The 18,816-nt window shown below is 72.3% G+C and carries 21 protein-coding genes; 8 read left to right on the forward strand and 13 right to left on the reverse strand.

Translation table 11 applies throughout. The features are described from left to right. Positions 1 to 26 precede the first annotated feature (26 nt). Positions 27 to 884 carry an aminoglycoside phosphotransferase family protein gene (locus tag ACGFRB_RS14265; protein ID WP_363007534.1) on the reverse strand — a complete coding sequence of 286 codons (858 nt, stop codon included), beginning with the start codon at positions 882 to 884 and terminating at the stop codon, positions 27 to 29. Positions 885 to 1,341: 457 nt separating this feature from the next. Here ACGFRB_RS14265 and ACGFRB_RS14270 point away from each other — a divergent pair, with 457 nt between their 5' ends. Next, complete coding sequence (locus ACGFRB_RS14270; RefSeq protein WP_393242949.1) at positions 1,342 to 2,556, forward strand: S8 family serine peptidase; 1,215 nt, start codon at positions 1,342 to 1,344, stop codon at positions 2,554 to 2,556. A gap of 181 nt (positions 2,557 to 2,737) precedes the next feature. Further along, positions 2,738 to 3,337: a DUF1697 domain-containing protein gene (locus ACGFRB_RS14275; protein ID WP_393242951.1), complete on the forward strand. Its 600-nt coding sequence runs from the start codon at positions 2,738 to 2,740 to the stop codon at positions 3,335 to 3,337. A gap of 69 nt (positions 3,338 to 3,406) precedes the next feature. On the opposite strand, the gene ACGFRB_RS14280 is transcribed toward ACGFRB_RS14275, so the two are convergent. Further along, the gene (locus ACGFRB_RS14280; RefSeq protein WP_393242953.1) at positions 3,407 to 3,694 is read right to left on the reverse strand and encodes a hypothetical protein; all 288 of its coding nucleotides are present in this window, start codon (positions 3,692 to 3,694) and stop codon (positions 3,407 to 3,409) included. A 220-nt stretch (positions 3,695 to 3,914) separates the two neighbouring features. On the opposite strand from ACGFRB_RS14280, the gene ACGFRB_RS14285 reads away from it, so the two are divergent. Continuing rightward, on the forward strand, positions 3,915 to 4,760 hold the full coding sequence (locus tag ACGFRB_RS14285) for an alpha/beta fold hydrolase (protein ID WP_393242955.1): 846 nt from the start codon (positions 3,915 to 3,917) through the stop codon (positions 4,758 to 4,760). Next, positions 4,753 to 5,325: a TetR/AcrR family transcriptional regulator gene (locus tag ACGFRB_RS14290; RefSeq protein ID WP_393242957.1), complete on the forward strand. Its 573-nt coding sequence runs from the start codon at positions 4,753 to 4,755 to the stop codon at positions 5,323 to 5,325. The genes ACGFRB_RS14285 and ACGFRB_RS14290 overlap by 8 nt, the downstream gene beginning before the upstream one ends. A gap of 97 nt (positions 5,326 to 5,422) precedes the next feature. Here the strand turns inward: ACGFRB_RS14290 and ACGFRB_RS14295 are convergent, their stop codons facing one another. Next, complete coding sequence (locus tag ACGFRB_RS14295) at positions 5,423 to 6,313, reverse strand: LysR family transcriptional regulator (RefSeq protein ID WP_393242959.1); 891 nt, start codon at positions 6,311 to 6,313, stop codon at positions 5,423 to 5,425. 139 nt (positions 6,314 to 6,452) lie between these two features. On the opposite strand from ACGFRB_RS14295, the gene ACGFRB_RS14300 reads away from it, so the two are divergent. The 4 genes from ACGFRB_RS14300 to ACGFRB_RS14315 all read left to right on the forward strand — a co-directional run bounded on the left by ACGFRB_RS14300 (position 6,453) and on the right by ACGFRB_RS14315 (position 8,909). Further along, positions 6,453 to 6,845, forward strand: a complete 393-nt coding sequence (locus tag ACGFRB_RS14300) for a nuclear transport factor 2 family protein (protein WP_363007520.1) — start codon at positions 6,453 to 6,455, stop codon at positions 6,843 to 6,845. Positions 6,846 to 6,967: 122 nt separating this feature from the next. After that, the gene (locus ACGFRB_RS14305; RefSeq protein WP_363007518.1) at positions 6,968 to 7,573 is read left to right on the forward strand and encodes a DsbA family protein; all 606 of its coding nucleotides are present in this window, start codon (positions 6,968 to 6,970) and stop codon (positions 7,571 to 7,573) included. A gap of 132 nt (positions 7,574 to 7,705) precedes the next feature. Next, positions 7,706 to 8,275 (forward strand): TIGR03086 family metal-binding protein, encoded by a 570-nt coding sequence (locus tag ACGFRB_RS14310; protein WP_393242961.1) that lies wholly within the window; start codon positions 7,706 to 7,708, stop codon positions 8,273 to 8,275. Between the two features lie 73 nt (positions 8,276 to 8,348). Next, a complete protein-coding gene (locus ACGFRB_RS14315; RefSeq protein ID WP_363007514.1) occupies positions 8,349 to 8,909 on the forward strand; it encodes a DinB family protein in 561 nt (186 codons plus the stop codon). A gap of 183 nt (positions 8,910 to 9,092) precedes the next feature. Here the strand turns inward: ACGFRB_RS14315 and ACGFRB_RS14320 are convergent, their stop codons facing one another. From ACGFRB_RS14320 to ACGFRB_RS14365, 10 genes are all read right to left on the reverse strand, one after another. Next, positions 9,093 to 9,881: a sirohydrochlorin chelatase gene (locus tag ACGFRB_RS14320; RefSeq protein WP_393243124.1), complete on the reverse strand. Its 789-nt coding sequence runs from the start codon at positions 9,879 to 9,881 to the stop codon at positions 9,093 to 9,095. A gap of 14 nt (positions 9,882 to 9,895) precedes the next feature. Next, positions 9,896 to 10,960, reverse strand: coding sequence for an ABC transporter permease (locus tag ACGFRB_RS14325; protein WP_393242963.1), 1,065 nt, complete (start codon positions 10,958 to 10,960; stop codon positions 9,896 to 9,898). Beyond that, positions 10,947 to 11,747, reverse strand: a complete 801-nt coding sequence (locus tag ACGFRB_RS14330; protein WP_393242965.1) for an ABC transporter ATP-binding protein — start codon at positions 11,745 to 11,747, stop codon at positions 10,947 to 10,949. Before ACGFRB_RS14330 ends, ACGFRB_RS14325 begins: the two co-directional genes overlap by 14 nt. A gap of 57 nt (positions 11,748 to 11,804) precedes the next feature. Continuing rightward, positions 11,805 to 12,968, reverse strand: a complete 1,164-nt coding sequence (locus ACGFRB_RS14335; RefSeq protein WP_393242967.1) for an aliphatic sulfonate ABC transporter substrate-binding protein — start codon at positions 12,966 to 12,968, stop codon at positions 11,805 to 11,807. A gap of 228 nt (positions 12,969 to 13,196) precedes the next feature. After that, entirely contained in the window at positions 13,197 to 14,564 is a 1,368-nt protein-coding gene (locus ACGFRB_RS14340) for a GTP-binding protein (protein WP_363007506.1), read from the reverse strand. A 2-nt stretch (positions 14,565 to 14,566) separates the two neighbouring features. Further along, the gene (gene cysD, locus ACGFRB_RS14345; protein ID WP_393242970.1) at positions 14,567 to 15,502 is read right to left on the reverse strand and encodes a sulfate adenylyltransferase subunit CysD; all 936 of its coding nucleotides are present in this window, start codon (positions 15,500 to 15,502) and stop codon (positions 14,567 to 14,569) included. Then, the gene (gene cysC, locus ACGFRB_RS14350) at positions 15,499 to 16,098 is read right to left on the reverse strand and encodes an adenylyl-sulfate kinase (RefSeq protein WP_393242972.1); all 600 of its coding nucleotides are present in this window, start codon (positions 16,096 to 16,098) and stop codon (positions 15,499 to 15,501) included. The genes cysD and cysC overlap by 4 nt, the downstream gene beginning before the upstream one ends. Continuing rightward, positions 16,095 to 16,802: a phosphoadenylyl-sulfate reductase gene (locus ACGFRB_RS14355; RefSeq protein WP_393242974.1), complete on the reverse strand. Its 708-nt coding sequence runs from the start codon at positions 16,800 to 16,802 to the stop codon at positions 16,095 to 16,097. Before ACGFRB_RS14355 ends, cysC begins: the two co-directional genes overlap by 4 nt. Continuing rightward, complete coding sequence (locus ACGFRB_RS14360; RefSeq protein ID WP_393243131.1) at positions 16,799 to 17,032, reverse strand: hypothetical protein; 234 nt, start codon at positions 17,030 to 17,032, stop codon at positions 16,799 to 16,801. The genes ACGFRB_RS14355 and ACGFRB_RS14360 overlap by 4 nt, the downstream gene beginning before the upstream one ends. Then, complete coding sequence (locus ACGFRB_RS14365; protein ID WP_393242976.1) at positions 17,029 to 18,729, reverse strand: nitrite/sulfite reductase; 1,701 nt, start codon at positions 18,727 to 18,729, stop codon at positions 17,029 to 17,031. The genes ACGFRB_RS14360 and ACGFRB_RS14365 overlap by 4 nt, the downstream gene beginning before the upstream one ends. Positions 18,730 to 18,816: the final 87 nt, after the last annotated feature.

Genomic DNA, 18,816 nt, shown 5'->3' on the forward strand with positions numbered 1-18,816 from the left:
TCCGTTCGTTACGGGGAGCCATGATGTCAGAACGGGTACCAGCGCACCTCGGGATCGCCGTCGCGCAGTGAGGCGACCCTGCGTTCGAACTCGGCCAGCGCCTTGGGGTTCGCCGGCGCGTGCTGGGCCACCCAGGCGCAGCTCGCGGTCTCCCGCGCGCCGCGCAGGACGGCGCAGCCCTCCCAGGCGCGCACGTCCCAGCCGTAGGCCTCGGTGAAGGCGTCGTAGGCGGCCGGGTCCAGGCCGTAGCGGTCCCGGGACAGCGCGAGGACCACCAGGTCGTGCTCGCGCAGGTCGGAGGAGAAGGTCTCCAGGTCGACCAGGACCGGGCCGGCGGGGCCGACGTGGACATTGCGGGGGAGCGCGTCGCCGTGGATCGGCCCGGGGGTCAGGTGCGGGGTGAGCGCGGCGGCCGTCGGCGCGAAGGAGTCGCGCCGCTCGCGCAGGAACGCGGCGTCCGCCGGGTCGATGGCGTCGCCCGCGAGCCGCAGCCAGCGCTCCACACCGCCCAGCAGTTCGCGGCGGGGCAGCTCGAAGTCCTCGGGTTCCGGCAGGGCGTGGACGGCTCGCAGCAGCGGCGCGAGATCGCGCGGCTCCGGCGGCCGGACCGCGTCGGGGAGCCGGTGCCAGAGGGTCACCGGGTGTCCCAGGGCGACGAGGGGCGCGGACTCCGCCGCCCGTACGGCCGGAATGCCGGCCGATTCCAGCCAGCCGGACAGGGCCACCTCGCGCGTGGCGCGCGGCAGCAGTTCGGCGTCCCGGCCGACCTTGACCACCAGGTCGCCGAGGGCGAAGACCGCGTTCTCGCCCAGGGCGAGCAGGGTCGCCTCGTCCGCCCGCAGTCCCGCAGCGGCCAGGATCTCCCGGGCCCGCGCCTCGTTCATCGTTCTCTCCCCACAGAAGGTGCGATTTCCGCCAAAGTCTCGCATCCGCGCTGGTGGCCGCAGTGATCGGCCGGGTGGGTGGCGGGGTGGGTGTCCGGTCCTCGGGGTGGTGGCCGGGGGAGTGGCCGGAGCGGTGGCCGGGGCGCGGAAGGAGGGCTCGAAGCGCGCGTGGCACCGGAGGGGGAGGGCGGGGCCGGGCCGCGGCGGGTGGTGCCGGGCCGCGGCGGGTGGTGCCGGACGGTCTCGGCGGGTGGGGTTGGCGACAACTCCAGAGAAGTGAGAGGCGAGTTGAGACGACTCGCCCCTTTTCTCTTTAAGGAAGCTTGTTGGAAAAGTCAGGGCTTCGTGAAGGCCTTGATTTGCACTCGTCAATCAGACAAGGTTTCGAGCAAGTCGCCGGAAGGGTTCCGTCCGACGGCTCAACCCCCCACAAATCCTGACGAGGAGACTCCTCTTCATGGCAATACACAAGCGTGACCGCAAGCGCACCCGGATCATCGCCGTCGCGACCGCGATCGCGGCGGCTGCCGGAGTGACCGTCCTCACCGGTCAGTTCGCGGGAGCGGCCCCCGCTCCCGCCGAGGGCAAGGTCTACGGTCTCGGCGTCAAGGACGCCGTCGCGGGCAGCTATGTCGTGCTGCTCGACCAGAAGAAGGGCCGGGCCGGCAAGTCCGAGCTGGCCAAGGAGTACGGCGGCACCCTGCGCCGCAGCTACGACTCCCGTGTCAACGGCTTCTCGGTCAACGGTCTCAGCGAGACCCAGGCCAAGCGTCTCGCCGCCGACCCGGCCGTCGCCAAGGTCGTCCAGAACCGGAAGTTCGGCATCGAGGCCGCCCAGGAGAACCCGCCGTCCTGGGGCCTGGACCGGGTCGACCAGACCGAGACCGCCGGCGACGACGCGTACAACTACCCCGACAGCGCGGGCGAGGGCGTCACCGCGTACGTCATCGACACCGGAGTCCGCATCACCCACCAGGACTTCGGCGGTCGCGCCTCCTTCGGCTACGACGCCGTCGACAACGACGACACCGCAGACGACGGCAACGGCCACGGCACCCATGTCGCGGGCACCATCGCCGGATCCACCTACGGCATCGCGAAGAAGGCGAAGATCGTCGCCGTCCGGGTGCTCGACGACAGCGGCTCCGGCACCACCGAGCAGGTCGTCGCCGGCATCGACTGGGTCACCAAGAACCACCAGGGCCCGTCCGTCGCCAACATGAGCCTCGGCGGCGGCGCCGACCCGGCCCTCGATGACGCGGTGCGCCAGGCCATCGCCTCCGGCGTCACCTTCGGCGTCGCGGCCGGCAACGAGTCCTCCGACGCGGGCCAGGGCTCCCCGTCCCGGGTCACCGAGGCCCTCACGGTCGCCTCCTCGACCAAGGACGACGAGCAGTCCTCGTTCTCCAACTACGGCTCGGTCGTGGACCTCTACGCCCCGGGCTCGGACATCACCTCGGCCTGGAACGACAGCGACACCGGGACCAAGACCATCTCCGGCACCTCGATGGCCACCCCGCACGTGGTCGGCGCGGCCGCCGTCTACCTCGCCGGGCACCAGGACGCCACACCCGACCAGGTCGCCGAGGCGCTGGTCGACGGGGCCACCCCGGACACGATCGGCAACGCGAGCCCCGGCACCGCCAACCGGCTCCTGAAGATCGTCGAGTAGGACCGACCGACCCGGCCGCCGACCGGCCGGTGCCGTACGGACACGGGCACCCGTACGGCACCGGCCCCGGCCGGCCGGACGACGGCCGCCGCGCCCTCCCCCACGGGGCACGGCGGCCGTCGTCGCGTTGCGGGGGGTGCGGCTGTCGGGCGCGGATCGGGGCGGACCCTAGGGTGAGGTCATGACGAGGACCACGTGGGCCGCCCTGCTGCGCGGCATCAACGTCAGCGGGCGCAACAGGGTCCCCATGGCGGAGCTCGTCTCCGTCCTCGAAGGGCTCGGCCACACCGGCGTGCGGACTTATCTGCAGAGCGGCAACGCGGTCTTCACCACCGACCGCGCGGCGGCCGGGGGTGGGGGCGGGGCCGATACCGGGTCAGTGGCGGCCGCGGAAGAGGAGCTGGCCGCCGAGCTGGAGGCGGCGATCGAGCGGCACTTCGGCTTCGCGGTCCCCTGTCTCGTACGCGACCACGCCTATCTGGCGGCCGTCGAGCGGGCCTGCCCCTTCCCCGCCGCCGAACTGGAGGGCAAGCAGCTCCACGCCTTCTACTGCTCCGGCCCCCTGGACGCGGACCGCTTCGCCGCCCTCGATCCGGCCGTCTTCGCCCCCGAGGCCTTCGCGCTCGGCGACCGCGCGCTGTACCTGTACACCCCCGAGGGGCTGGGGCGTTCGAAGCTCGGCGACGCCCTGGGCCGACCGGCCTTCTTCAAGGGCCTCACGGTCACCGCGCGCAACTGGAACACCGTGCGCAAGCTCGTCGGGATGACGGCGGGCGCCTGAGCCGCGCGGGTACGCGGCTGGCGCGGGGCCTGCCGGTGTGAGGACCGTCGGTGTGCCGCGGCGCCCGGCTCACAACCCTTCGATGGCCTCGCCCAGACCCGGGCCGTAGCAGGCCCAGCAGACGATCGAGCCGTCGGCTTCGAGATGCCCCATGAACCAGTCGCCGTCGACCCGCGCGAGGCAGAGTCCGTGGAAAGAGATGATGACGTCGGGCTGGAGGACGGCGTAGTCGGTCCGGCCGTCCTCGTGCTCCTCGATGACGACGAGCCGCTCCAGGGGGAGCGGATCCGCTGCGGCGTCGCCCGAGGCGGAGCGCACGCGCTCGATCGTCCAGCCGTCGGGAAGTTCCGCGTCCACCTCCTCATGATCATTGCGAAGGTTTCGCGCGGTCAATCCCGCGGCGCCTGACTCCGTTTCGCCGAAGCCGGGTTCTGGCGCGTTCGCACGAGCCTCTGGCGGGTCCCGCCCGAAGGCCGCGCACTCTCCGCCGCCCCGCCGGGCTCCGCTGTTGACTCTTTCGGCTAATCGTATTAGCTTTTGGCTAACGAGATTAGCCAAGCCTCTGGGGGACGACGACATGACCGAGACCGAGTACCTGACCGTCGACGGCGGCGGCACTCTCGCCTACGACATCGCGGGATCCGGCCCGCTGATCGTGCTCGCGCACGGCATGGGCGACAGTCGCGAGGCGTACCGCGCCGTCATGCCGCGGCTCGTGGCGGCGGGTTACCGGGTTGCCGCGGTCGACCTGCGGGGCTGCGGCGAGTCCAGCGTCGACTGGCCCGCCTGGACGCGTACCGACATCGCCGGTGATCTGCTCGCCCTCGTCCGCCACCTCGGCGGCCCCGCCGTCCTCGTCGGACACTCGGTATCCGGCGGCGCCGCCACCATCGCCGCCGCGCAGGACCCCTCGCTGATCACCGCCGTCGTCGAGATCGCGCCGTTCACCCGCGAGCAGTCCATGTGCCTCGGCGACCTGCGGGTCACCCGCTACCGCCAAGGCATGCTGAGACTGCTCGGCGCCGCACTGTTCGGCAGCCTGCCGATGTGGCGCCGGTACCTCGAGGTGGCCTACCCCGGAACCAAGCCCGCCCACTGGGCCGAGCGGCTCGACCTCATCGAGCGCCGGCTGAACGAGCCCGGCCGGATGAAGGCCCTGCGGAACATGGGCAAGAGCGCCCCGACCGACGCCGGCGCGCAGCTCGGCAACGTCCGCTGCCCCGTCCTCGTCCTGGAGGGCACCCTCGACCCCGACTGGGCCGACCCGCACGCCGAGGGGACGGCGATCGTCGCGGACCTGCCGGCCGGCCTCGGCCGTCTGGAGATGATCGAGGGCGCCGGGCACTACCCGCACGACCAGTTCCCCGACCGTGTCGTCTCCCTCGTGCTCGACTTCCTCCGGATGGAGGCCGCTCGTGCCTAGGGCCGGACTGGACCCGGCGGCCGTCGTCGCGGCCGGCGCCGCGCTCGCCGACGAGGTCGGCTTCGCCCAGCTGACGATGGGTTCGCTGGCCGCGCGGCTGGGGGTGCGCACCCCCTCGCTGTACAAACACGTGGGCGGGCAGGACGACCTCAACCGCCGGATCGCCGCCCTGGCGCTCGGCCAGGCCGCCGACGCCGTCGAGCGCGCGGTCGACGGCCGTACGGAACGCGACGCACTGGCCGCCGCCGCCCGCGCTTTCCGTACCTTCGTCGTGGCCCACCCCGGCCGCTACGCCGCGACCATCGGCATGGAGCCGAACAGTTCCGAAGACCCGCTGGCCCTCGCGGGGGAGCGCCTGCTCGGTGCGTTCGCGGCCGTTCTGCGCGGCTACGCGATCGGCGAGGCGGAGGTCGGACACGCCCTGCGCATGCTGCGCAGCCTGTGCCACGGGTTCGCCACGTTGCAGGCCGCCAACGGCTTCCAGTGGAGCACCGACATCGACGAGAGCTTCGAGTGGCTGGTCACCTTCGCCGACCGGGGCCTGCGGGCCATGGGAGTCCGGTAAGGGGGGAGGGGGTGTATCGGAGCCCTGTCGCGGGGTGCCGCCGTCGGGTGCCGCCGTCGGTTGCCGCCGGGTGGTGTCGTCGCGGGGGCGTCGCCGGTCAGGACGCGGGCCCGCTCGTGAACGCCCGCCGCCCGTATGTGAGGAACTCCCGTACGCCCGGCCCGTGCGCCCCCTTCCACACCAGGGCGAGCAGCGCGGGCTCCTCGATGTCGTCGAGCGGGCGGACGGTGAGCCGGTCCCCGTACCGCGCGGCCATCGACTCGCTCAGGACCGTCACGGCGAGCCCGCGCGCGGCGAGGCCGGCGAGCGCGTCGGCGGCACCGGCCTGCAGGGCGATCGTGGGACGCAGGCCCCGCGCGGCGCAGGCCTGGTCGAACAGGGTGCGCAGCCCCGTCCCGGACGGCATGCACGCGAGGGGGTGGGGGGCCAGGTCGCGCAGGGTGACGCGCCGCCGCCGGGCCAGGGGGTGCCCGTCGGGGACCGCGACGACGAGCCGTTCGCTGACGATCGTCAGCGACTCCAGATCCGCGGGCGCGGCGCCCGCCGCCCCGATGACCGCAAGGTCCAGGGAGCCGGTGCGCACCCCCTCCACGAGCCGGTCGGAACCGTCCTCGCGCAGCGCGATCTCCACTCCGGGATGCGCCTGGTGGAACGCGGCGAGCGCGTCGAACAACGGGGTGAGGGTGCAGCCGACGACCATCCCGAGGGTGAGGCTGCCCCGGATCAGCCCGGTCACCTCGCCCACCGCCTGGCCGACGGCCCCGGCCGCGGCGAGCGCGGCGCGGGCGTGATCGAGTGCCGCCGTCCCGGCTGCGGTGAGGGTGACGGTACGGCCCGACCGGTCGAACAGCGGGGCACCCAGCTCGAGTTCGAGCTGGCGGATCTGTGCGCTGACACCGGACTGGCTGATGTGCACGCGCTCGGCGGCACGGGTGAAGTTCCGTTCCTCGGCGACCGCGACGAAGTACTCCAGCTGCCTCAGTTCCATGACTGTGGATTCTAGTAAGGAGAAGAACCATCTGTTGGACTTCTGATCGATGGGAGACGAGCCTTGGAAGTGTTCCAGCCGCCCCGCGCGCACGGCCGCCCGCCGGGGCCCGTCCACGCGTCACGTCAGGAGAACCCCTGTGCCGGAGTACGAGAAGGCCATGAGCCCCGAGGACATCACCCGTCTGTTCGTCGAGCGGTCCAACGCCGGTGACGCGGCCGGAGTCGCCGCGCTCTACGAGGAGGACGCGGTGCTGGCGTATCCGCCCGGCCGGCGAACGGTGGGCCGCGAGGCGATCCGCGCACTGTGGGAGAAGGTCCTGGCGAACCGTCCCCGCTTCGCGCCGGAGACGCCGCTGCCCACCCTGGTCGGCGACGGGCTCGCCCTCACGTCGACCGCGCCGAAGGACGGCGCGGGCGCCCGTGCGCAGGTCGTCCGCCGCCAGCCCGACGGAAGCTGGCTGCGCGTGCTCGACCAGCCCGAGTTCACCCCGGTCGAGACCACTGTCGAGCCCCCGGCGCCGAGCCGCTGACGTGCGCGTCGGCCGAGCGCGCCGCCCCGCTGAACAGCACGCGCGGGGTGCCGAATTGGCCCAGACAGGTGGCGGGGGAATGGCCCACGAGCGCGGTCCATCCGCCGCCTAGGCTTTCCGGCATGACGACCACTGTGGACTTCTACTTCGACCCCGCCTGCCCGTTCGCCTGGATCACCTCACGCTGGATGCTGGAGGTCGAGCGGCACCGTGACATCGACCTCCGCTTCCGGGTGATGAGCCTGTACTTCCACAACGAGGGCAACGAACTGCCCGACTGGTACCGCACCCTTGTAGACGACTCCATCCGGCCCGTCCGCGTCGCCGCCGCGGCGGCCGAGCGGCACGGCGAGGAGATCCTGCGCCCGCTCTACACCGCGTACGGCACCCGTATCCACGAGCGCAAGGAAACGGACGTCGACGCGGTCGTCGCCGAGTCCCTCGCCGAACTCGGCCTGCCCGCCGAACTCGCCGCCGCGGCCCACGACCCGGCGTACGACGCGATCGTCCGCCGCAGCCACGACGCGGGCCGGGACCCGGGCGCGGACGCGTACATCGGCACGCCCACCCTGCACATCGACGGCACCGCCTGGTTCGGCCCGGTACTCCGCGCCATCCCGCGCGGCGAGGCCGCCGCCGAACTCTTCGACCACGTCCGCGCCCTCGCCGCCCACCCCGACCTCTTCGAGCTGAAGCGCACCCGTACCGGGGGTCTCGACTACAGCTGATCTCCGGTCGAGGTCGTGGCCCGCACGGTCCGGGAACGGTCGTTCGGGCTCATGGGAGACAGGGGGTGGATCGCCCGGCCGTGTCGCGATTCTTCAAGACCCACCGTGCCGGGGCTTCATAGCGTCGGCCGTATGAACACGATCCACCACCACCTCGCCCTCTGCGCCGCCGAAGCCGCCCGGGTCACCCGCGGCCTCACCCCCGAGCAGCTGGCCGGGCCGTCGGTCTGCGCCGGCTGGACGGTCCGCGAACTCGCCAACCATCTCGTCCTCTACTCCGCCCACGGTCTGGAACACCGCGCCCTGCGCACCGAATTGCCAAAGGAGACGGTCGCGCGCGACTTCACCGCCGACGCCGACTGGCCCGAGCGGTACGCGGCCCAGCTTGACCGTGCGCTCGCCGCGTGGGAGAAGCCCGAGGCGTGGGAGGGCGAGGTCGACATGGCCGGCAGCCCGGTCCCGGCCGCCGAGATCGTCGCCATGCTCATCCTCGAACTCGCCCTGCACGGCTGGGACCTGGCCCACAGCACCGGACGCGCCTTCGAGCTGCCGGAGGAGACCGGTGCGTATGTGCGGGAGGTCGTCGAGCGGTACGCGGGGATGTACCGGCAGTACGCGGGATTCGACGAGCCGGTGGCCGAAGTCGGCGCCGACGCCACCGCGTTCACCCGCGCGCTCGCTCTGAGCGGCCGACGCCCCTGACGCGCGGCCCCCGCTCGCCGGGGGCACGGGAATTCGGTGGCGGGCGGGGGAGGCGGCGGCGACCATGATCGACATGAGCGACCAACCCGAGCGATGGACCCAGGCGACCGTCTACCCCGACATGTGGGTGGACCCGAAGGACGACCCCCGTGACAGTGAGGGGCCCGGCCCCGAGGGCGAACGTGCCACTCTCGACGGATACTTGGCGGACTACCGGTACACCCTGCGCATGAAGTGCGAGGGTCTGGACCCGGAGCAGCTGGCCCGCCGCTCGGTGCCCCCGTCCACGATGTCGCTCCTCGGTCTGATCCGGCACCTCGCCGAGGTGGAGCGGGACTGGCGCAACTGGCTCACCCACGACGAGCGGCTGCCCAAGCTGTACGGGGCGCGCGACGCCGACTTCGACGGCGCCCGCGCCGACCAGGCCCTCGTCGACGCCGCCTACGCCGACCTGGAACGCGAACAGGCCACCACCGACGCCGCGTTGGCTGCGTTCACCGACCTCGGCACCCGGGTCGGCAAGGACGACGTCTCCATCCGCAGCCTGCTGGTGCACCGCATCGAGGAGTACGCCCGCCACTGCGGACACGCCGACCTGCTGCGCGAGTGCGTCGACGGACGCGTGGGGCAGTGAGCGTGGTGCGGTGAGCGAGGGGCCGGGCGCCGCGCGGGCGCCCGGCCCCGATCCCGTGGGGGCTCTTGTGCCAGGACGTGGCCAAGGGCGGATCCCGGGGCCGGAATGCGGCAGCCCCGAGTGGCCCCCGGCCTGTCGTACGGCATCCCGTCCACGGTTCGATCGCGACGGGCCGCGGGATCCTCAGCCTGCCGCCGCCACCAGGGCCAGTACGGCCCGCTCCTGCTCCCGCTGCCGTCGCCACGTCCCGGCAGCCGTCTCGTACCGCTCGATGAGCAGCCGGGCGAGCTCGGGGCAGGGGCCGAGGACGTCGGCGAGGATGTCGGCGCCGGATACAGCGGCGCCCTCGGCGATGCGGTCCGGGAGGCGGCCGGGGGCGATCACGTACGGGGAGACCGCCACCCGCCGCACTCCCGGCTCGGCGCGCAGGGCCCGTACGGCGTCCTCCGTGCGGGGAAGGGAAGCGGAGGCGAACGCGGGCCGCACGGAGCACCAACCGGTGCGCCGCAGCTCCCGCGCCGTTTTTGCGATCGCCGCGATCGCCTCCGGGTCGGAGGAGCCCGCCGAGGCCAGGACGACCCCGGTCGTGCTCTTGTCGGCGGGCGTCAAACCCGCCTCGTACAGCCGCCGTTCGACCGCCGCCGGCAGCAGCGGCGACGGGCCGAGCACCGCCGCCTGCCGGATCCTGAGCGCGGGCGGGGCCGCGCTCAGGACGGCGGGGATGTCGGCCTTCGCGTGGAAGGCGCGGGTCAGCAGCAGCGGCAGCGCCACCACCTCGCGTACCCCCTCGGCGGCGAGCCGGTCCAGCACCCCGGGAACGGACGGCAGGTTGAAGTCCAGGAACGCCGTCTCCACCCGCAGCCCCGGCCGCAGCAGCCCGGCACGGTCGACCAGCGATCGGACGGTCGCCGCGTGCCGGGGGTCACGGCTGCCATGGGCGAGGACGAGCAGCACGGGGGCGGAGGCAGGTATGTTCACGGGGGCGCTCAGCCCTTCACCAGCAGGCCGCGACGGCGCAGCACCGTACGCTCCAACGGGCTGAAGATCAGCAGGTCGACGGCGATGCCGACGAGCAGGATCAGCAGGATCGCCAGGAAGATCCCGGGCATGTCGAAGTTGTTCCGGCCGTTCTCCAGGAGCTGGCCGAGACCGAGGCCGAGGTCGGGGGAGGAAGCGATGATCTCCGCCGCCATCAGCGAGCGCCACGAGAACGCCCAGCCCTGCTTCAGGCCCGCGAGATAGCCCGGCAGCGCCGCCGGCATCACGATGTGCCAGGCGCCCTTCAGGCCGGTCGCGCCCAGCGTGCGGCCCGCCCGCAGGAACAGCGGCGGCACCTGGTCCACGCCCGCCACCAGACCGTTGGCGATCGACGGGACCGCGCCGAGCAGGATCACCGTGTACATCATGCTGTCGTCCAGGCCCAGCCAGAGGACCGCGGGCGCCACCCAGGCGACCGACGGCAGCGACTGCAGACCGGACAGGATCGGGCCGATCGCGGCCCGGACCGGCTTCACCCGCGCCACGAGCAGACCCAGCGGGGTGCCGATCGCGAGCGCGAGCAGGAAGCCGAGCAGCGCCCGGGACACGCTCGTCCACAGCACGCCGAACAGCGTGCCCGCCAGCCACATGGCCGTCAGGCTGTCCCACACCGCGCCCGGCGAGGGGAGCTTGCCGGTGTCGGCGACCCGCGCCGACACCAGCAGCTGCCACACCGCGAGGACGACGGTGACGGCGATGGCCGGCGGCAGCACCTTGCGCACCAGGACCTCGCGGACCGGGGCGCGGCGGACCTGCACGCTGTCGAGGGCGTCGAGACCGGCTCCGAGGCCCGCCAGGTCGGCGGAGCCGTTCCCGGAGCCGTTCCCGGAGCCGTTCCCGGAGCCGTTCCCGGAGCCGTTCCCGGACCCGGAATCGGAGCCGTTCCCGGACCCGTTCCCGGACCCGGACCCGAAATCGGACCCGTTCCCAGTCCCCGCCCCGGCCGCGACGGCCTCCCCGGCCTCGGCGGCGTCGCCGCCTGGCGTCGCCGTCGTCGTATCAGTGCTGGCCATGGCGGCGGATCTCCCCACGCAGGTGTTCGGTGATCTCGACGGACAGTTCCGCCACGGCGGCGTCCTCGATACGGCGCGGCTGCGGGATGTCGATGTGCCACTCCCGGGCGATCCGGCCCGGCCGGGAGGACAGCAGGACGACACGCTCGGCCAGCCGCACGGCCTCGCGCACGTTGTGGGTCACGAAGAGCACCGACAGCCGGGTCTCGCGCCAGATCCGGGTCAGCTCGTCGTGCAGGACGTCCCGGGTGATCGCGTCGAGCGCCGCGAACGGCTCGTCCATCAGCAGCAGATCCCCGGCCTGCGCCAGCGCGCGGGCCAGTGCCACCCGCTGCCGCATGCCGCCGGACAGTTCGTGCACCCGCTTGCCGTACGAGCCGTCGAGGCGCACCAGGGAGAGCAGCCGCTCGGCCTCCGGGCGCCGCTCCGGCTTCGGCATCCCCCGCAGTTTCAGGGCGAGTTCGATGTTCTTGCCCGCCGTCAGCCAGGGGAAGAGGGCGTGTTCCTGGAACATCAGGGCGGGCCGGCCGCCCGGGGTGTCGATGCTTCCCCGGGTCGGCCGGTCGAGTCCGGCGACCAGGTTGAGCAGGGTGGACTTGCCGCAGCCCGAGGCCCCCAGGAGGGTCACGAACTCACCCGGCGCGACATCGAGCGAGATGTCGTCGAGGACGAGCTGGCCGCCGGAAGGGCCGCCGAAGGACTTCGAGACGTGGTTGAGCCGCGCGGCGTGACCGGTCGTGGCGACGACGTGATCCTCGGCCTTGGCGAGCGTGTCGAGAGCAGCCATGGATGTCACCTCCTGGGAGACGGGGGGCGGGAGACCTGAACGCGGGCTTGTGCCCGGTTACTTGACGCCGAGGCCGGCGTCGGGGACCGCGGATCCGCCCGCGGCGGCGAGGACCTTGTCGAGCGGCCGCAGGTCGTAGATGCCCGTCAGGTCGGGCTGCGCCAGGAGCCCCGCCTTCACCGCGTGGTCGGCCTGGGCGCGCAGCGTCGAGGCCAGCGGGTCGTCGGTGAAGCGCAGCGAGGACCACGCGCTGTCGAGCACGTCGGCGGGCAGCGGCTTGCCGCTGAGCTGCCGCAGCTTGTCGTTGGCAGAGGTCTTCGCCTGCTCGGGATGGGCGTTGATCCACGCGTTGGTCTTCACCGAGCCGCGCAGCACCGCCTCCACGACGTCCGGGTGCTCCTTCAGGAACTTCTGCGACACGATGATGTTCGTGATGACGAACTGCTTGTCCGGCCACAGGTCCCGCTCGTCGAGCAGCACCTTCGCGCCCTCGGAGACCAGCTTCGACGCGGTCGGCTCCGGCACCCACGCGCCGTCGATGGCGCCGGTGGTGTAGGCGTTCGGCGTCACCTTGTTGTCGGTGCGGACCACGGACACGTCGCCCTTGCCGCTCTGCGCGTCGACCTTCCAGCCCTGCTCCGAGGCCCAGTTGAGGAAGGCCACGTCCTGGGTGTTGCCGAGCTGCGGGGTGGCGATCCGCTTGCCCTTGACGTCGGCTGTCGTCTTGATCTTCGCCGGGTTCACCACCAGCTTCACGCCGCCGGAGGCCGAACCGCCCACGATGCGCAGGCTGGTGCCCTTGGACTTGGTGAACCCGTTGATGGCGGGGGAGGGGCCGATGAAGCCGATGTCGATCGAGCCCGCGTTCAGTGCCTCGATCTCGGACGGGCCGGCGTTGAAGGTGGTGGACTTCAGCGCGGTGCCGCCCAACTCCTTTTGGAGGATGCCCTCCTGCTCGCCGACGAGGGCGGTGGCGTGGGTCAGGTTGGGGAAGTACCCGAGCCGCACGGTGTCGGTCGAGAGCTTGGGGCCCTTCGGGGCCGCGTTCTTCGCGGCGTTCGCCGTGTTGTCCGCCCCGCCGTCCGAGGCCCCGTCGGCCTGCGAACCGTAGCCGCAGGAGGCGAGCGCTCCGATCAGCAGGGGGAGGGCGGCGGCCGCGGCGAGGCCTCGGCGCAAGGCGGTACGGGTGGTGCGGGGGGTGGTGGCAGGCGTGGCAGGCACGGGAGGTGGTCCCCTCGGTCTGAGCTCAGCGGAGGCTGGGCCTATGTCGATGTCGTCGCCCGGGTGCGAGCGGGTGGTACGGGTGGAGCGGTGCCGCGCCGCCGGGACGGCGACGGCACACGGAGGTCAGCCGCACATCGCGCGACCCCTCCCAGGCCCGCGCCGAGGGCGCCGGAGCCCACCCGGCCGCCCTCCTTGGCGAATCCGGCCCAGATGTCCTGCTTCATATCAGAAATCCCATCCGTCCTCGTCGTCCACCGAGGGCGCCTCGGCCGGAGCCGGGGCGGCGGAGGCGAAGGAGTCGCCCGCCATGCCGGCGGCGAGGGTGGTGCCGTCGGCCGGGTCGATCAGCAGAAACGATCCGGTGCGCCGGGAGTCGGCGTACGCGTCGAGCGCCAGCGGCTCGGCGGTACGGACCTTCACCCGTCCGATGTCGTTGGCGACGAGCCGTTCCGGCTCCGGGTGCTGGGAGAGGTCGTCCAGGGTGAGCCGGGACGGGATCTCCTTGACGATCGCCTTGACCGTACGGGTGGTGTGCTTCAGCAGCACCCGCTGACCCGCGCTCAGCGGCCGGTCCGCCACATGGCAGACGGTCGCCTCGACGTCCTGACCGGTCGGCGGCGCGTCGGCGGCCGGGGTGATCAGGTCGCCACGCGAGATGTCGATGTCGTCGGCGAGCCGGAGGGTGACCGACTGAGGGGCCCAGGCGGTGTCCACGGAGACACCGAGCGCGTCGATCGCGGTGATCTCGGAGGTCCTGCCGGAGGGCAGGACGGCGACCCGGTCGCCGACCCGGAACACACCGGCCGCGATCTGGCCCGCGTACCCCCGGTAGTCGGGGTGCTCGGCGGTCTGCGGACGGATCACGTACTGCACCGGGAACCGCGCGTGACAGGCCGTCAGGTCATGGCTGACCGGCACGGTCTCCAGGTGTTCCAGGACGGTCGGGCCGCCGTACCAGTCCATCCGCGCGGACGGCTCCACGACGTTGTCGCCGACGAGCGCCGAGATCGGGATCGCGGTGACCTCCAAGACGCCCAGCTGGGTCGCGTACCGCGTGAACTCCTCGGCGATCGCGGCGAAGACGGACTCCTGGTAGCCGACCAGGTCCATCTTGTTCACGGCGAGCACCACGTGCGGGACCCGGAGCAGCGCGGCGACGGCGGCGTGCCGGCGGGTCTGCTCGACCACACCGTTGCGCGCGTCGACCAGCACCACGGCCAGTTCGGCGGTCGAGGCACCGGTCACCATGTTCCGGGTGTACTGCACATGGCCCGGGGTGTCGGCCAGGATGAAACGGCGGCGCGCGGTCGCGAAGTAGCGGTACGCCACGTCGATGGTGATGCCCTGCTCCCGCTCGGCCCGCAGGCCGTCGGTCAGCAGCGCCAGGTCCGGCGCCTCCTGGCCGCGCGAGCGCGAGGCGTGCTCCACGGCCTCCAGCTGGTCGGCGAGCACCGACTTGGAGTCGTGCAACAGCCGCCCGACCAGGGTCGACTTGCCGTCGTCGACGGAACCGGCGGTCGCGAAGCGCAGCAGGGTGGTGGTCCCGAGCGCGGTGTGCGCCTCGGGCGCGGGCCCGGTGGTGGATGTGGTCATGGCTAGAAGTACCCCTCGCGCTTACGGTCTTCCATCGCGGCCTCGGACAGCTTGTCGTCCGCCCGGGTGGCACCCCGCTCGGTCAGCCGGGACGCGGCGATCTCCGCGATCACGGCGTCGAGCGTGGCGGCGTCGGAGTCGACGGCACCCGTGCAGGACATGTCGCCGACCGTGCGGTAGCGGATCAGCCGCTTCTCGGTCGTCTCGGAGTCCTTCGGACCGCCCCAGTCGCCGGCCGTCAGCCACATGCCGTCGCGCCGGAACACCTCGCGCTCGTGTGCGAAGTAGATCTCCGGCAGTTCGATCCGCTCGCGCTGGATGTACTGCCACACGTCCAGCTCGGTCCAGTTGGACAGCGGGAAAACCCGTACGTGTTCGCCGGGGGCGTGCCGCCCGTTGTACAGCTGCCACAGCTCGGGACGCTGGCGGCGCGGATCCCACTGCGAGAACTCGTCACGGAGGCTGAACACCCGTTCCTTGGCGCGGGCCTTCTCCTCGTCGCGCCGCCCGCCGCCGAACACGGCGTCGAAGCGGTGCCGCCGGATCGCGTCGGTCAGCGGCACCGTCTGGAGCGGGTTGCGGGTGCCGTCCGGACGCTCGCGCAGAGTGCCCGCGTCGATGTACTCCTGGACGGAGGCGACATGGAGCCGCAGTCCGTGCGCCGCCACCACGCGGTCGCGATAGGCGAGGACTTCGGGGAAGTTGTGGCCGGTGTCCACGTGCAGCAGGGTGAAGGGGACCGGCGCCGGAGCGAACGCCTTCAGTGCCAGGTGCAGCATGACGATGGAGTCCTTGCCGCCGGAGAACAGGATCACCGGGCGCTCGAACTCGCCCGCCACCTCACGGAAGATGTGCACGGACTCCGACTCCAGCGAGTCGAGGTGCGACAGCGTGAACGGGCTGCCGGTGGTGTCGTGCGGGTGCGCGACGGTCGTCATGACAGACCCTTCTCTTCGAGCAGCGCGTGCACCGCGGCCGCCGACTCCGCCACCGTCTGGTGCTGGGACTCGATCCGCAGGTCGGGCGCCTTCGGCTCCTCGTACGGGTCGTCGACCCCCGTGAGCCCGGATATCTCGCCGGCGGCCTGTCGGGCGTACAGCCCCTTCACGTCCCGCACCGAGCACACCTCGACCGGCGTGGCCACATGCACTTCGAGGTACGGCGTGCCCGCGGCCTCGTGTCGCGCGCGCACCGCGTCCCGGCTGTCGGCGTACGGAGCGATGACCGGCACCAGGACCGTCACACCGTGCGAGGCGAGCAACTCCGCGACGAAGCCGATCCGTTGGACGTTGGCGTTCCGGTCCTCGCGGGAGAAGCCGAGGCCCGCCGAGAGGAACTCGCGGATCTCGTCGCCGTCGAGGATCTCGACCCGCCGGCCCTGCGCGCCGAGCCGCCCGGCCAGCTCGTACGCGATGGTGGTCTTCCCCGCGCTGGGCAGGCCGGTCAGCCAGATGGTGGTGCCCGTGGTCACGTCTGTCTCCTGAACTTCCTGGGCGTCGAACGGGACGCTCGCGTCCGGGCGGCCGGCCGTCATCCGTGGATCCCGCATTCGGTCTTGGCGCGCCCGGCCCAGCGGCCGGCCCGCGCGTCCTCGCCCGCCGCCACCCGGCGGGTGCAGGGGGCGCAGCCGACGGAGGCGTAACCGTCCGTCAGCAGCGGGTTGGTGAGCACGCCGAACTCCGCGACGTAGGCGTCCACGTCGTCCTGCGTCCAGCGGGCGATGGGAGAGATCTTCACCTTCCGGCGCTTGTCGTCCCAGTCGACGACCGGGGTGCCGGCCCGGCTCGGGGACTCGTCGCGGCGCAGTCCGGTGGCCCAGGCGTCGTACCCGGCCAGGCCCTCGGTCAGCGGCCGGATCTTGCGCAGCGCGCAGCACAGGTCGGGGTCGCGGTCGTGCAGGCGAGGACCGTACGCGGCGTCCTGCTCCGCCACCGACTGGCGCGGGGTCAGGGTGATCACTCGGACGTCCATGACCGCGTCGACCGCGTCCCGGGTGCCGATGGTCTCCGGGAAGTGGTAGCCCGTGTCGAGGAAGACGACGTCCACGCCGGGCCTCGCCCGCGACGCGAGATGGGCGACGACCGCGTCCTCCATCGAGGAGGTGACGCAGAACCGGGGGCCGAAGGCGTCCGCCGCCCACTGGACGATCTCCAGCGCCGAAGCGTCCTCCAGCTCACGGCCGGCCCGCTCGGCCAGTGCCTTCAGCGCGGCCTCGTTCAGGTGTCGGGTGTCCGTCATCTCTCCTCCTTTCGCGGGGTGTTGTCGGTGGACTCGGTGGTGCCGGTGCCGATGGTGGCGCCGGTGTCGGTCGGCGCGCGGTGCGTCGCGGGGGCCAGCAGGCCCAGGAACTTCAGCTGGAAGGCCCGGCTGCACGCCGCGCACTCCCAGGTGCCGTGGCCCTGCTCGCCGGGGCGCAGATCCTCGTCGCCGCAGTAGGGGCAGTGGAAGGGGGCGGCCCGGCCGCTCACGCGAGGGCCTCCTCGGAGGCGCGCGCCGCCCAGGCGGCGAACCGCTCGCCGTCCTCGCGCTCCGCCTGGAAGCGCTTCAGCAACCGCTCGATGTAGTCGGGGAGTTCGGCCGAGGTGACCTTGAGGCCGCGTACCTTGCGGCCGAAGCCCGCCTCCAGACCGAGCGCGCCGCCCAGGTGCACCTGGTAGCCCTCGACCCGGTTGCCCGCCTCGTCGAGGACCAGCTGACCCTTGAGGCCGATGTCCGCGACCTGGATCCGGGCGCAGGCGTTCGGGCAGCCGTTGATGTTGATGGTCACCGGCTCCTCGAACTCCGGGAGACGGCGCTCCAGTTCGTCGATCAGGACCGATCCCCGGGCCTTGGTCTCCACGATCGCCAGCTTGCAGAACTCGATGCCCGTGCAGGCCATCGTGCCGCGCCGGAACGGCGATGGGGCCACCCGCAGGTCCAGCGCCTCCAGGGCGGAGACGAGCGAGTCGACCTTCTCCTCGGTGACGTCCAGGACGATCATCTTCTGCTCGGCGGTCGTCCGGACCCGGCCCGATCCGTGCGCCTCCGCGAGGTCGGCGATCTTCGTCAGGGTCGCCCCGTCGACCCGGCCCACCCGAGGGGCGAAGCCCACGTAGAAGAGGCCGTCCCGCTGGGCGTGGACGCCGACGTGGTCGCGCCAGCGGCCGGCGGGCTGCTCGGGGGCGGGTCCGTCGGTCAGCGCGCGCCCCAGGTACTCCTCCTCCAGGACCCGGCGGAACTTCTCCGGGCCCCAGTCGGCGACCAGGAACTTCAGCCGGGCCCGGTTGCGCAGCCGCCGGTAGCCGTAGTCGCGGAAGACGGAGATGACGCCCTCGTGGACGTCGGCTACCTCCTCCAGCGGCACCCAGGCGCCGAGCCGGACGCCCAGCTTGGGGTTGGTGGACAGACCACCGCCGACCCATACGTCGAAGCCCGGGCCGTGCTCGGGGTGGCGTACTCCGACGAAGGCCACGTCGTTGATCTCGTGTGCCACGTCGAGCAGCGGGGAGCCGGAGACGGCCGTCTTGAACTTCCGGGGGAGGTTGGAGAATTCCTTGTTGCCGACGATCCGGCGGTGGATCTCCTCGATGGCGGGCGTGCCGTCGACTATCTCGTCCGCCGCGATCCCGGCGACCGGCGAGCCGAGGATCGTCCGGGGGGTGTCGCCGCACGCCTCGGTGGTGGACAGGCCGACGCCCTCCAGCCGCTTCCAGATCTCGGGGACGTCCTCGATGCGGATCCAGTGGAACTGGATGTTCTGCCGGTCGGTGATGTCGGCGGTGCCGCGCGCGAACTCCTCGGATACCTCGCCGATGACCCGTAGTTGTCGCGTCGTCAGCCGGCCGCCGTCGATCCGTACCCGCAGCATGAAGTACTCGGCGTCCAGCTCCTCCGGTTCGAGGACACCGGTCTTGGTGCCGTCGAGACCCTCCCGGCGCTGGGTGTACAGACCCCACCAACGCATGCGTCCCCGCAGGTCGTTGGGGTCGATGGAGTCGAATCCGCGCTTGGCGTAGATCGTCTCAATACGTGTCCGCACATTGAGACCGTCATCGTCCTTCTTGAACTGCTCATTGCCGTTGAGCGGGGTGAGGTGCCCCGCGGCCCACTGGCCCTCGCCGCGGTGACGCCCGGTCTTGCGGCGGGGCGCGGCGGCGGGCGTGGGGGATTTTGGGCTGGCGGCCATGGCGATGTGTCCTTCGGGACGGAATGAGGGCGGCTCTGACCTGCACATTCGCGCGCAGGGCAGGGGAGGGCGCGGCGATGCGCGGGG

Source organism: Streptomyces sp. NPDC048718 (assembly GCF_043198875.1).
Taxonomy (GTDB): Bacteria; Actinomycetota; Actinomycetes; order Streptomycetales; family Streptomycetaceae; genus Streptomyces.

What these genes read in the sequence shown, in the direction of transcription:
- ACGFRB_RS14295 (WP_393242959.1), bottom strand. Translation starts at nt 6,313, where the DNA reads ATGGAACTGAGGCAGCTGGAGTACTTCGTCGCGGTCGCCGAGGAACGG.
- ACGFRB_RS14315 (WP_363007514.1), top strand. Translation starts at nt 8,349, where the DNA reads ATGAGCGACCAACCCGAGCGATGGACCCAGGCGACCGTCTACCCCGAC.
- cysC (WP_393242972.1), bottom strand. Translation starts at nt 16,098, where the DNA reads ATGACGGCCGGCCGCCCGGACGCGAGCGTCCCGTTCGACGCCCAGGAA.
- ACGFRB_RS14310 (WP_393242961.1), top strand. Translation starts at nt 7,706, where the DNA reads ATGAACACGATCCACCACCACCTCGCCCTCTGCGCCGCCGAAGCCGCC.
- ACGFRB_RS14270 (WP_393242949.1), top strand. Translation starts at nt 1,342, where the DNA reads ATGGCAATACACAAGCGTGACCGCAAGCGCACCCGGATCATCGCCGTC.
- ACGFRB_RS14265 (WP_363007534.1), bottom strand. Translation starts at nt 884, where the DNA reads ATGAACGAGGCGCGGGCCCGGGAGATCCTGGCCGCTGCGGGACTGCGG.
- ACGFRB_RS14285 (WP_393242955.1), top strand. Translation starts at nt 3,915, where the DNA reads ATGACCGAGACCGAGTACCTGACCGTCGACGGCGGCGGCACTCTCGCC.
- ACGFRB_RS14355 (WP_393242974.1), bottom strand. Translation starts at nt 16,802, where the DNA reads ATGACGGACACCCGACACCTGAACGAGGCCGCGCTGAAGGCACTGGCC.
- ACGFRB_RS14325 (WP_393242963.1), bottom strand. Translation starts at nt 10,960, where the DNA reads ATGGCCAGCACTGATACGACGACGGCGACGCCAGGCGGCGACGCCGCC.
- cysD (WP_393242970.1), bottom strand. Translation starts at nt 15,502, where the DNA reads ATGACGACCGTCGCGCACCCGCACGACACCACCGGCAGCCCGTTCACG.
- ACGFRB_RS14275 (WP_393242951.1), top strand. Translation starts at nt 2,738, where the DNA reads ATGACGAGGACCACGTGGGCCGCCCTGCTGCGCGGCATCAACGTCAGC.
- ACGFRB_RS14365 (WP_393242976.1), bottom strand. Translation starts at nt 18,729, where the DNA reads ATGGCCGCCAGCCCAAAATCCCCCACGCCCGCCGCCGCGCCCCGCCGC.
- ACGFRB_RS14340 (WP_363007506.1), bottom strand. Translation starts at nt 14,564, where the DNA reads ATGACCACATCCACCACCGGGCCCGCGCCCGAGGCGCACACCGCGCTC.
- ACGFRB_RS14305 (WP_363007518.1), top strand. Translation starts at nt 6,968, where the DNA reads ATGACGACCACTGTGGACTTCTACTTCGACCCCGCCTGCCCGTTCGCC.
- ACGFRB_RS14330 (WP_393242965.1), bottom strand. Translation starts at nt 11,747, where the DNA reads ATGGCTGCTCTCGACACGCTCGCCAAGGCCGAGGATCACGTCGTCGCC.